Here is an 11,826-nt window from a genome sequence, read left to right as displayed (position 1 = left end):
GCCGTGGCCTGCTCGTCCGTGTGGGTGAGCGGCGGCAGGAGCCGCACCACGGCGGAGTGGCGGCCGCCGAGTTCGACGATGAGTCCGCGGGCGAGGCACTCCTGCTGGACGGCGAGGGCCAGCGCGGGGGCGGCGGGCGGGGCGGTGTCGTCGGGGCCCGCGGCGTCGGGGTCGACGAGTTCGACGCCGATCATGAGGCCACGGCCGCGGACGTCGCCGATGCAGGGGTGGTCGGCGGCGAGCCCGCGGAGCTGTCCGAGGATCCGGTCTCCGAGGACGCCGGCGCGCTCCGCGAGCTTGTTCTCGCGGACGTACGCCAGGGTGGCGGTGCCCGCGGCCATGGCGAGCTGGTTGCCGCGGAAGGTGCCCGCGTGGGCGCCGGGCTCCCAGGCGTCGAGTTCGGAGCGGTAGACGATGACGGCGAGGGGGAGGGAGCCGCCGATCGCCTTGGAGAGGACCATCACGTCGGGCACGACGCCGCTGTGCTCGACGGCCCAGAAGGCGCCGGTGCGGCCCACGCCGGTCTGGACCTCGTCGACGACGAGGGGGATGGACCGGTCGGCGGTGATGCGGCGCATGCGGCGCATCCAGTCGTCGGGTGCCGGGATGACTCCGCCCTCGCCTTGGACGGCTTCGAGGATCATGCCGGCGGGGGTGGTGACACCGCTCTTGGGGTCGTCGAGGAGGTTCTCGGTCCAGTGGGCGGCGAGTTGGGCGCCGCGGGCGCCGCCGACTCCGTAGGGGCAGCGGTAGGAGTGCGGGTAGGGCAGCCGGGTGACGCGGATGTCGGTCGCGCCGCCGGAGGCGTCGAGGGCGCCGGAGGTCATGCCGTGGTAGGCGCCGGTGAAGGCGAGCAGTCCGCTGCGGCCGGTGGCGGTGCGGACCAGTTTGAGGGCCGCTTCCACGGCGTCCGTGCCGGCCGGTCCGCAGAACTGGATGCGGGCGTTGTCGGCGAGTTCGCCCGGCAGGGTGGCGAACAGTTCGGAGGTGAAGGCGTCCTTGACCGGGGTGGCGAGGTCGAGGACGTGGAGCGGGGCCCCGGAGTCCAGGACCTTCTTGACGGCCTCCAGGACCACGGGGTGGTTGTGACCGAGGGCGAGTGTCCCGGCGCCCGACAGGCAGTCCAGGTAGCGGCGGCCGTCGGCGCCCTCGATGGTCAGTCCCCTGGCCCGTACGGGGACGATGGGGAGGGAGCGGGCGTAGGTACGGGCCGCGGACTCCCGTAGGGACTGACGGCGCAGGATGCCCTCGTATCCCGCACCGCCGGGTTCCGAGGCGCCCCGGGCGGGAGGCATCCGGTCGGACGGGCCCGGGTCCCGGGTGGTGGGGCCCGTGGGGACGCGCGTCCCCGGGGCGGTCTCGTCGGGCGGGCCGGCGACCGGCCTGTCGGACGTTCGGTTCTGCGTCCCCCCGGCCGGTGGGACGGCCGGAGCTGATTCGGTCACGGCCACGGCTCGCTGTCCTCCCGCTGTAACAGTTGCGTTGCACATCGGGACGTCGTGGAGCCGCCGCAAGGGCTGCCCCGAGCGCCACCGTTGTGTCCCCCGTACGTACCAACGACGCGAACTGCCCGGGATCACGGGCCCGGGGCAAGAACTTGGCGTGTCCCGGATCACGGGACGACAACGACGGAACGTTGACCGGAACCGCCGACCGACCGCGTACCGTCCCCTCCGGCACCGGCATAGTGGGGGCCGTCGGCCGTCGCCCGTAAGGGCAGGGCCGCTGTCCATGCACCAGTTGACGTAGTCCCAGGGGGATCACGAGATGCGATCGATTCGTCCGTTGCTGACGGCGGCGTCCGCCGTCGCGGCACTGACGCTCACCGTCACGGCCTGCGGGCCGAGCGAGGACAACGCGGGGGACAAGCCCAGTGCGCCCGCGACCGCCCAGAGCCCGGCCGACAAGATCAAGATTCCGGCGGACCTGAAGGAGCGCCTGAAGGAGCACGGGATAGACGTCGACAAGTGGCGGGACGGCGAGTGGAAGAACTGGGACCGCGACACGTGGCTGCGTGAGGCCAAGGACTTCGTCAACCCGATCATCGAGGGCCTCTGGGACCCGGACCGCATGCGGGACGCCGAGCGTCCCGACAAGCCGGTCGAGGAGGAGGACATCTCGGGCGACGAGGGTGTGACGGACCCGACGCCGGCCGTGGTGCGCGCGAAGGCCGTGGACGCGAAGTACCACGCCAACGCGCCGGAGTCCGGCAAGGTCTTCTTCGACGGCCCCGAGGGCTCGATGGTCTGCTCGGCCACGGTCGTGCAGGACCCGGCGCACCCCGGCAAGTCGAACATGGTGTGGACGGCGGGCCACTGCGTCCACAAGGGCAAGAAGGGCGGCTGGTACCGCAACATCGCCTTCGTGCCCTCGTACAACGACTCGGCGCTGTCGACCTCCGCCCTGGAGCAGGCGACGCGGGAGCAGATCGCGCCGTACGGCGTGTGGTGGGCGGACTGGGTCAAGACCTCCGACCAGTGGATCGCCCAGGGCGCGTCCACCGGTGGCGCCGGGGCCCCGTACGACTTCGCGGTCATCAAGGTGACCCCGGAGAAGGGCGGCACGGCCAAGTCCCTGGAGGAGACGGTTGGTTCGGCGCTTCCGGTGGAGTTCAACGCGCCGGCCGTGCCGAAGATCGCGAGCATGACGGCGACCGGTTACCCGGCGGCGGCGCCGTACGACGGCCAGCGGATGTTCCAGTGCGCGGACAAGCCGGGCCGGCTGTCGCTGAAGGCGGAGCAGCCGACGATGTACCGCATCGGCTGCTCGATGACCGGTGGTTCGTCCGGTGGCGGCTGGGTCGCCAAGGGCGCCGACGGCAAGCCGGCGCTGGTGTCGAACACCTCGATCGGCCCGTCGTCGGCCGGCTGGCTCGCGGGTCCGCGGCTGGGCGCCGAGGCCAAGAGCATCTTCCAGGACGTCAGCAAGAAGTACGCCGGCCAGTAGGCGCCCGGTGGGAGGCGGGGCCCGCGGGCCCCGCCTCCCCCATGCGACCGTCCGCACCGTCCGCATCACCCGCACCGGAGTGCGCACGGGCCCCGTCGCCGAGCCTTCGCCCGGCCGCCCGCCCGTCCACCCGACAGTCCGGCCGTTCGTCCGCCCGGCATACTCTGCACCGCAAGTGACGCGTCCATGGCAATGCCAGGACGGGGGCGCGCCCTCTTCGGGGCCGCTCCCCGGACGCGGAATCATCTCAGGGGGAATTCACCACATGCGTTCCGTACGACTCCTGCCCGCCGCCCTCGGCCTGGTCACCGCGCTCGCGCTGACCGCCACGGCCTGCGGCCCGACCGAGGCACCGGCGGCCGACAAGCCCGCCGGAGCGAGCAGTTCCGCGTCGGCCACCGACGCGGGCACCGGGGACGGTGGCGCCGGGCTCAGCAAGGACCTCGCCGACCGGCTGAAGAAGCGCGGCGTCGACCTGGAGAAGTGGAAGGACGGCGAATGGAAGGACTGGGACCGCGACACGTGGCTGCGTGAGGCCGAGGACTTCGTCAACCCGGTCATCGACGGGCTCTGGGACCCGGCGCGGATGCAGTCCGCCAAGAGCCCGGACCCCACGATCACCGCGCAGGCCGCGGGCGGCGGCACCGACCCGACGCCCCGGCCCGTCCGGGCGCAGCGCGAGAAGACCCCGTACCACCGCAACGCGGCGCCGGTCGGGAAGATCTTCTTCGACTCGCCCCAGGGCCACATGGTCTGCTCCGGCACCATCGTGAAGGACCCGAGGCGGCCCGGTAAGTCCAATCTGGTCTGGACGGCGGGCCACTGCGTCCACGCGGGCAAGAAGGGCGGCTGGTACCGCAACATCACCTTCGTCCCGGCCTTCAACGACCTGGGCAAGTCCCCCTCCGCGCTCAACAACGCGCAGCCGCACGAGGTCTACCCGTACGGCCAGTACTGGGCCGACTGGGCGGTGACCTCGGGCGAGTGGATCAACCGCGGCGGGACCGACCAGGCCTGGCCGTACGACTACGCCGTCCTGCACGTGAAGCCGCAGCGCGGCAGCAAGTCCCTGGAGGAGACGGTCGGGGCGGCGCTGCCGGTCGACTTCTCCGCTCCGGCGCCCGCCCGGGCCGGCACGATAGGCGCCTGGGGCTACCCGCAGGCCGCCCCGTACAACGGCGTGATCATGCACAAGTGCCTGGACCGGGCGACCCGCATGACCACGGCTCCCGCCACCCCGGTGATGTACCGGATCGGCTGCACGATGACCGCGGGGTCGTCGGGTGGCGGCTGGTTCCGCGTCCTGCCGAACGGGAAGACCGCGCTCGTGTCGAACACCTCGATCGGCCCGGCCGGCAGCAACGGCTGGCTCGCGGGACCGCAGCTGGGCCGCGGCGCCAAGGCGGCGCACGACATGGTCAGCAAGAAGTACGCCGGCTGACCCGCCCGGAACGAGCGCACGGCAGACAGCGGAAGGCGCCGGTCCCCTCCCTCTCGGGAGGAGGCCGGCGCCTTCGGCGTCCTTCGGGTCAGTGCGCCGCGGGCACGTACGGCGCGAGCATCGCCGCCAGTTCCTCGTGCACCCGGGCCTTGAGCAGGGTGCCCTCCGGGGTGTGCTCCTCGGACTCGACCTCGCCCTCGGCGTGCACCCGCGAGACGAGGCCGCCCTGCGTGTACGGCACGAGGGCTTCGAGCTCGACCTGCGGGCGGGGCAGCTCGGAGTCGATCAGCGCGAGCAGCTCCTGCATGCCCTGGCCCGAGCGGGCCGAGACCACGATGGAGTGCTTCTCCGCCCGCAGCAGACGCTGGATCACCAGCGGGTCCGCGGCGTCCGCCTTGTTGATGACGACGATCTCCGGCACCTTCACCGCGCCGACGTCCCGGAAGACCTCGCGCACGGCGGCCAGCTGCTCCTCCGGCGCCGGGTGCGAGCCGTCCACCACGTGCAGGATGAGGTCGGAGTCGCCGACCTCCTCCATGGTGGAGCGGAACGCCTCGACGAGGTGGTGCGGCAGGTGCCGGACGAAGCCGACCGTGTCGGCCAGGGTGTAGACCCGGCCGGTGGGCGTCTCGGCCCGGCGGACCGTCGGGTCGAGGGTGGCGAACAGCGCGTTCTCCACGAGGACGCCCGCGCCGGTGAGGCGGTTGAGCAGGGACGACTTGCCCGCGTTCGTGTAGCCGGCGATGGCGACCGACGGCACCTTGTTGCGGCGCCGCTCCTGCCGCTTGATGTCACGGCCGGTCTTCATCTCCGCGATCTCCCGGCGCATCTTCGCCATCTTCTCGCGGATGCGGCGCCGGTCGGTCTCGATCTTGGTCTCACCGGGACCACGGGTGGCCATGCCGCCACCGCCGCCGCCACCCATCTGACGGGAGAGCGACTGACCCCAGCCGCGCAGGCGCGGCAGCATGTACTGCATCTGCGCGAGCGCGACCTGCGCCTTGCCCTCTCGGGACTTGGCGTGCTGGGCGAAGATGTCGAGGATCAGCGCGGTCCGGTCGACCACCTTGACCTTGACGACGTCTTCGAGGGCGATGAGCTGGCCGGGGCTGAGCTCGCCGTCGCAGACGACGGTGTCGGCGCCGGTCTCGACCACGATGTCGCGCAGTTCGCGCGCCTTGCCGGAGCCGATGAAGGTCGCCGGGTCGGGCTTGTCGCGGCGCTGGATCACGCCGTCGAGTACGAGGGCGCCCGCCGTCTCGGCGAGGGCCGCGAGTTCCGCGAGGGAGTTCTCCGCGTCCTGGACGGTCCCGGAGGTCCAGACACCGACCAGCACGACGCGCTCCAGGCGCAGCTGGCGGTACTCGACCTCGGTGACGTCCTCGAGCTCGGTGGAGAGTCCCACGACACGGCGCAGGGCCGCGCGCTCGGAGCGGTCGAACTGGTCGCCGTCCCGCTCTCCGTCGATCTCGTGGCTCCAGGCGACGTCCTCTTCCATCAGGGCATCGGCCCGAAGGCTCTCGGTACGGCTCGTCTCCGCGAAGCTCTGCTCGTCCTGGGAAGGGGAAGAAGAGGAGGTCATTGGATCCTTACGTCGATTGCTGTCACGGCCCGCACCGGGATCGGCGGAGCCGTGGAGCGATGAGTCTTATGCCGTCACAACGCGTGAGGGCACGGGATGATTCCCGGGCCGCCGGCCGCGTCGCCGACCTGATGATGGTGACACGCCCCGGCGCGGCCCGTCATCCGGGTTTCGGGGCGTTCCGCGCGGCCCCGGCGGGGCGGCTGCGCCAGTCCGGGTGGCCGGGCATGGCCGGGGTCTTCGCCGCGTACAGCCAGCCCCGGAAGAAGGCGGTGAGGTCGCGTCCGGCGATCTCGCCGGCCAGGGCGACGAAGTCGGCCGTGGTGGCGGTGCCGTCCCGGTGGTCGGCGACCCAGCGCCGCTCCACGCGCCGGAAGGCCTCGGTGCCGATCTCCTGGCGGAGGGCGTAGAGGACGAGGGCGCTGCCGTCGTAGACGACGGGCCGGAAGAGGCTGATCTTGGTGTCGGGGCGTGCGGTGTCGGGGCGCGCACCGGCGCCCCGCGCGCCCGTGTCACGAGCACCCGTGCCCCGCGCGCCGGCGCCGACGTCCCGGGCGCTCACGTCCCGCGCGCCGAGGGCCTCTGCGTCCGGGGCGGCGCCCGGCTGTCCCGTCGTCTCCTGGCCCACGTGCGGATTGCCCAGGGCGACGACGCCCGCCTCCGCGACCGTGTGCATCCGGTGGGTGCGGATCAGGACCTCGGCCACGGCGCCGTCCGGGGCCGCGACGGCGGTGTGGAGCGACTGGTACAGGTTGAACTTCGGGGCCGCGATGAAGTCCTTGAACTCGGAGATCACCGGCGTGAAGCAGGTGTGCAGCTCGCCGAGGACCGCGTAGCAGTCGGCGTCCTCGGCGACCAGGACGAGGAGCCGCCCGAAGTCGCAGCCGCGCAGTTCGCCGCGCTTGAGGCGGACGCGGTGGACGGAGACGAAGTGCCGTGGCCGGACGAGGACTTCGGCGCCGATGTCCGCCTCGCGCAGGACCGTCGAGACCTGCGCGGCGACGGCGTCGAGCGCGTCGCCCGCCCGCGGGTTGTCCGCGATGAGCGCGCGGGTGGCCTCGTACTCCTCGGGGTGGAGGATCGCGAAGACCAGGTCCTCCAGCTCGGTCTTGAGGGCCTGGACCCCGAGCCGTTCGGCCAGCGGGATGAGGACGTCCCGGGTGACCTTGGCGATCCTCGCCTGTTTCTCGGGGCGCATCACCCCGAGCGTGCGCATGTTGTGGAGCCGGTCGGCGAGCTTGATCGACATGACCCGGACGTCGTTGCCGGTGGCGACGAGCATCTTGCGGAAGGTCTCGGGTTCGGCGGCGGCGCCGTAGTCGATCTTCTCCACCTTGGTGACGCCGTCGACGAGGTACGCGACCTCCTCGCCGAACTCCCGGCGCACCTGATCGAGCGTCACATCGGTGTCCTCCACGGTGTCGTGGAGGAGGGAGGCGGTCAGGGTGGTGGTCTCGGCGCCGAGTTCGGCGAGGATCAGGGTGACCGCGAGCGGATGCGTGATGTACGGCTCGCCGCTCTTGCGGAACTGGCCTCGGTGCGAGGACTCCGCGAGGACGTAAGCCCGGCGCAGCACCGAGAGGTCGGCCTCGGGATGGTGGGCCCGGTGCGCCTCGGCGACATGGCTGATCGCGTCGGGCAGCCGGTCGCGGGGGGCCGGTCCGGCCGTGGCGCCGAGGAGTGCGGCGCGGCCGATCCGGCGCAGGTCGATTCGGGCGCGTCCGCGTCTGCGGGCGGTCGCATCGGTGACGGCGGCGTCCGCCGCGCTCACAGGGTTGGTGGCCTCTGCGCTCATGGGGCACCTCCGGCAACGTCGACCGGCGGTGGGCGGGCCAGGCGTGCCCGGGGGCCGGTGCTTGATGCTACCGAGCCCACCACGTGGCGCAGTCGCGCTCTCGCTCAGCGTGAATCGGATCACCCATTCGAGCGACAGATCAGTCGTTGACCGTTTCGATTTCGCCGGTTTCTTCGATTCCCGCGCCGGGGCGCGCGGGCGCGCGCCGGGCTCAGCCGAGCCGGCTGGGGTCGACGGTGCCCTCGGCGACGATCACGGCGGGGCCCGTCATGTCGATCTGCCCGTCGGGGTGCTCGGTGATGACGAGCGTGCCGCCGAGCACGTCGACGGTGTACGTGACGGGGGTGCCGCTCGTGGCCGGGTCCGCGCCGTCGCGGCGGGCGGTGGCGACGGCGACGGCGCAGGCGCCGGTGCCGCAGGAGCGGGTCTCCGAGGCGCCGCGCTCGTGGACCCGCATCGCGACGTGCCGGGGGCCGCGGTCGGCGACGAACTCGATGTTCACCCCGTCCGGGTAGACCGAGGCCGGTGCGTAGGGCGGCTCGCTGTGGAGGGTGCCCGCGTGGTCGAGGTCGTCGACGAAGGCGACGGCGTGCGGGTTGCCCATGTTCACGTTGCGCGCGGGCCAGCTGCGGCCGTCGACGGTCACGGTGACACCGGCCTCGGGGAGCACCGCGCGCCCCATGGCGACGGTCACGGAGCCGTCCTTGTCGAGGTGGACGCGCTTGACCCCGCCGCGGGTGGCGACGGCGACCTGGCCGGCGGTGACGTGCCCGGCGTGCTCCAGGTAGCGGGCGAAGACCCGGACCCCGTTCCCGCACATCTCCGCGACCGAGCCGTCGGCGTTCCGGTAGTCCATGAACCACTCGGCCTCGTCGGCCAGGTGCCGCGCCTCGGGGTGGGCGGCGCTCCGCACGACGTGCAGCACCCCGTCGGCACCGATGCCGGCCCGTCGGTCGCAGAGCCGCGCGACGAGGGCCGGGGGAAGGTCCACGGCGTTCTCCGCGTCGGGGACGATCACGAAGTCGTTCTCGGTGCCGTGGCCCTTGAGGAACCGGAGGGGCGGGAGCGGTGAGGTCTGCGTGCTGGTCACGAGATCAACTGTACGGGGTCGGCCTCGCGCCGGGTCCGGCCGTACGGGCTCGGCCGCGCCGGGTCCGGCCGTACGGTAATCGCGCCGCGCCCGGGCGCCCTGGCCCACGCGGTCAGCGCAGGCGGGCGACGCGCCAGACCGCGAGGGCGACCAGGGCTGCGATCGTTGTCACGTACAGCGCGAGGTACCGCCAGTTCGGGCGCTCGCCCGAGCCGCGCGGTGGCAGGCCCGGCCAGGTGTAGCCGACCTTGCGGGCGGCCATCATGCCCCAGCCGGCCGCGCAGAAGCTGATGAGCAGGCCGAGCATGGCGAGGACGGCGCCGCCGTCGCCCGAGCCGAAGGCGAGCGGGAACGCGAACATCAGCGAGCCGACGGCGGCCAGACCCACGATGGGCGCCAGCTGCCAGATCCGCAGCCGGCGCTGCGGCCGCAGCTCCACCTCGACCTCGTCGGCGTCCACCTCGACCGAGGTGCCCACGGCGTCGTCCGGACCGTCCGGGGTCAGCCCGGGGGCGCCGACGGGCAGGCCGTCGAGCGGACGGCCCGGCATGTCACCCGTCGGGTCACCGAGCGCCGATTCGTGCTGTTCTCTGTCGCGAGGGCCGGCCTCCATCGCCACGCGCCCTCCCCACTCGGACTTCACTTGGTCGATCGATGCTCGATGATGGCACGCTCCTGACCGCCGGAATGACGGGCAGGGCGTCCCGATGCCATCACGTGATCAGGCTGTAACCGCTCGTTCGACCAACGAGAGCGCCTGCCCCGGGAGTTCCCCCCGGTGCTCGGCGGCTCCGCTGAGCCAGTGGACCCGGGGGTCACGGCGGAACCACGAGTCCTGGCGGCGGGCGAAGCGCTTGGTGGCGCGCACGGTCTCGGTGCGCGCCTCGTCCTCGGTGCACTCCCCCGCGAGCGCCGCGAGCACCTGCTGGTAGCCGAGGGCGCGGGCGGCCGTGCGTCCCTCGCGCAGGCCCCGGGCCTCCAGGGCGCGCACCTCGTCGACCAGGCCGGCCTCCCACATCCGGTCCACGCGGGTGGTGATCCGCTCGTCGAGTTCGGGGCGGCTCACGTCGACGCCGATCTGGACGGTGTCGTAGACGGAGTCGGGGCCCGGCAGGTTGGCGGTGAAGGGCTTGCCGGTGATCTCGATCACTTCGAGGGCGCGGACGATCCGGCGCCCGTTGCTGGGCAGGATCGCGCGGGCCGCCTCCGGGTCCGCCTCGCCGAGCCGGGCGTGCAGGACGCCGGAGCCGCGCTCCTCCAGTTCGGCCTCCAGCCGGGCCCGGACGGCGGGGTCGGTGCCGGGGAACTCCAGGGCGTCGACGGCGCCCCGTACGTACAGGCCGGAGCCGCCGACGAGGACGGGGGTACGGCCGGCGGCGAGCAGGCGGTCGATCTCGGCGCGGGCGAGCCGCTGGTACTCGGCGACGCTGGCGGCCTCGGTCACGTCCCAGATGTCGAGGAGGTGGTGGGGCACGCCGCCGCGCTCCTCCGGCGTCAGCTTGGCGGTCCCGATGTCCATCCCCCGGTAGAGCTGCATGGAGTCCGCGTTGACGACCTCGCCCCCGAGCTGCTGGGCCAGGAATACACCCAGATCGGACTTTCCGGCTGCCGTGGGGCCGACGACGGCGATGACCCGCGGGGCGGGAGCTGCGCTTCTCACCGCACCAGTCTCGCAAACCTCCCGACCCGTCCCCGAACGAGCTACGTGACGGCCCTCAGTCGCCTTCGTTGCCTGTTGCGAGGTTCCGGCCGTCGATCATCACGGAATCCCTCCCGTCCGAGTACGCTATGGAGTGAATATGGGCGTTTTTTCGATGTTTCGCCGTAAGAAGAAGGATCCGGCCACGGGCCCGTCGGAGGAGACGGGGACCGGGGCCGGCGCTCCGACCGCGGACGGCGACGGCGACGGTACGGAGGCGGGTTCCGGGGTCGGGGCGGCGGAGGTCGTCGCGCTGGACGAGGACGAGGCGGCCGAGGTGGACGTCGTGGAGATCCCGAAGCAGCAGTCCGTCGAGGCCGCCGCGGACAACGAGGCCGGCGAAGGCGCCCGCGCCTAGGCAGGACACGTACGCAGGAATCGGAACGAGGACTCCTCGGGGGTCCACGGAGGGAAGGTGCCCCATGGGTCTCCTGGATTCGCTGAAGGCAAAGCTCGGCCCGGCCAAGGACAAGGTCGCCGACCTCGCGCAGCAGCACGGCGGCAAGATCGACCACGGCATCGACAAGGCCGCGAAGATGGTGGACGAGAAGACCAAGGGCAAGTACAGCGACAAGATCCATTCCGGTACGGACAAGGCCAAGGACGCGCTGGACCGGATCGGGCACAAGGACGGCGGCACGCCCGGCGACGGCACGACGCCGCCGCCGGCCGGGAGCAGTGGCACGACGCCGCCGCCGCCCGCCGGCGGTGGCCCCACGCCGCCCCCGCCGGCCGTCTGACGCCGCCGGTCCCTCCGCACGGCGGACGGCCGCGGAGCACCTCGCTCCGCGGCCGTCCGCCGTTTCCGTACGCCCTGCCGGCGGGCCTCAGGACCAGGCGGCCACGAAGTACCCCACGCCGTACGGCGCGTCCTCGAAGAGCAGCCGGCCGTCGAGGTCCGCGTTCTCGGCGGCGCCCGCGAGGACCTGCCAGGGGGCGCGGCCGGCCGCCTTCAGTTCGTACGCGAGCTCCGGTTCCAGCGCGAGCAGCGCGGTGGCGTCGGCGGCGCCCAGGGCGCGGGCGGCCTCCGCGTCGAAGCCCGCGGCCCGCTCGTCGAGGTAGCCGGGAGCCTTCACGGTCCGGCAGGCGCTGCCGTCGCCCAGCACCAGGAGGGCGACGCGGTCGGCCGAGTCGGCGAGACCGCGGCCGACGCCGGCGCAGACGTCCGGGGTCGCCCCCGGGTCGACGCCCAGGCCCTCGACCGGCGCGCCGGCCCAGGCGGTCCGGCAGAGCAGCCAGGCGCCGACGGCGAGGGAGAGGGGCAGGGGGCGGC

At 72.9% G+C, this 11,826-nt stretch carries 10 protein-coding genes and 1 pseudogene; 4 read left to right on the top strand and 7 right to left on the bottom strand.

The window, feature by feature from the left end; all coding sequences use genetic code 11:
• Positions 1-1,295 (bottom strand): diaminobutyrate--2-oxoglutarate transaminase family protein (locus EAO70_RS33335; protein WP_148006660.1); only part of this gene is annotated, 1,295 nt, incomplete at its 3' end.
• A gap of 472 nt (positions 1,296-1,767) precedes the next feature.
• Here EAO70_RS33335 and EAO70_RS33330 point away from each other — a divergent pair.
• The gene (locus EAO70_RS33330) at positions 1,768-2,946 is read left to right on the top strand and encodes a trypsin-like serine peptidase (RefSeq protein ID WP_148006470.1); all 1,179 of its coding nucleotides are present in this window, start codon (positions 1,768-1,770) and stop codon (positions 2,944-2,946) included.
• Positions 2,947-3,211: 265 nt separating this feature from the next.
• Positions 3,212-4,387, top strand: coding sequence for a trypsin-like serine peptidase (locus EAO70_RS33325; RefSeq protein WP_148006469.1), 1,176 nt, complete (start codon positions 3,212-3,214; stop codon positions 4,385-4,387).
• A gap of 88 nt (positions 4,388-4,475) precedes the next feature.
• Here the strand turns inward: EAO70_RS33325 and hflX are convergent, their stop codons facing one another.
• The 5 genes from hflX to miaA form a co-directional block, all read right to left on the bottom strand.
• Complete coding sequence (gene hflX / locus EAO70_RS33320; RefSeq protein WP_148006468.1) at positions 4,476-5,969, bottom strand: GTPase HflX; 1,494 nt, start codon at positions 5,967-5,969, stop codon at positions 4,476-4,478.
• Between the two features lie 160 nt (positions 5,970-6,129).
• Positions 6,130-7,764 carry an HD domain-containing protein gene (locus EAO70_RS33315; protein ID WP_410091585.1) on the bottom strand — a complete coding sequence of 545 codons (1,635 nt, stop codon included), beginning with the start codon at positions 7,762-7,764 and terminating at the stop codon, positions 6,130-6,132.
• 211 nt (positions 7,765-7,975) lie between these two features.
• The gene (gene dapF, locus EAO70_RS33310; RefSeq protein WP_148006467.1) at positions 7,976-8,854 is read right to left on the bottom strand and encodes a diaminopimelate epimerase; all 879 of its coding nucleotides are present in this window, start codon (positions 8,852-8,854) and stop codon (positions 7,976-7,978) included.
• Between the two features lie 112 nt (positions 8,855-8,966).
• Positions 8,967-9,467: a hypothetical protein gene (locus EAO70_RS33305; RefSeq protein ID WP_148006659.1), complete on the bottom strand. Its 501-nt coding sequence runs from the start codon at positions 9,465-9,467 to the stop codon at positions 8,967-8,969.
• Positions 9,468-9,575: 108 nt separating this feature from the next.
• Positions 9,576-10,514, bottom strand: coding sequence for a tRNA (adenosine(37)-N6)-dimethylallyltransferase MiaA (gene miaA / locus EAO70_RS33300; protein ID WP_148006466.1), 939 nt, complete (start codon positions 10,512-10,514; stop codon positions 9,576-9,578).
• A gap of 139 nt (positions 10,515-10,653) precedes the next feature.
• On the opposite strand from miaA, the gene EAO70_RS33295 reads away from it, so the two are divergent.
• Together EAO70_RS33295 and EAO70_RS33290 are read left to right on the top strand one after the other, a co-directional pair.
• Positions 10,654-10,911, top strand: coding sequence for a hypothetical protein (locus EAO70_RS33295; RefSeq protein ID WP_148006465.1), 258 nt, complete (start codon positions 10,654-10,656; stop codon positions 10,909-10,911).
• Positions 10,912-10,975: 64 nt separating this feature from the next.
• Positions 10,976-11,293, top strand: a complete 318-nt coding sequence (locus tag EAO70_RS33290; protein WP_148006464.1) for an antitoxin — start codon at positions 10,976-10,978, stop codon at positions 11,291-11,293.
• Between the two features lie 87 nt (positions 11,294-11,380).
• On the opposite strand, the pseudogene EAO70_RS33285 reads toward EAO70_RS33290, so the two are convergent.
• A pseudogene (locus EAO70_RS33285) lies at positions 11,381-11,826 on the bottom strand (hypothetical protein); the annotation flags it as partial.

This window comes from Streptomyces sp. adm13(2018) (genome assembly GCF_008042145.1).
Lineage (GTDB): Bacteria > Actinomycetota > Actinomycetes > Streptomycetales > Streptomycetaceae > Streptomyces.
This window is presented reverse-complemented; position numbering and strand designations above follow the sequence as displayed.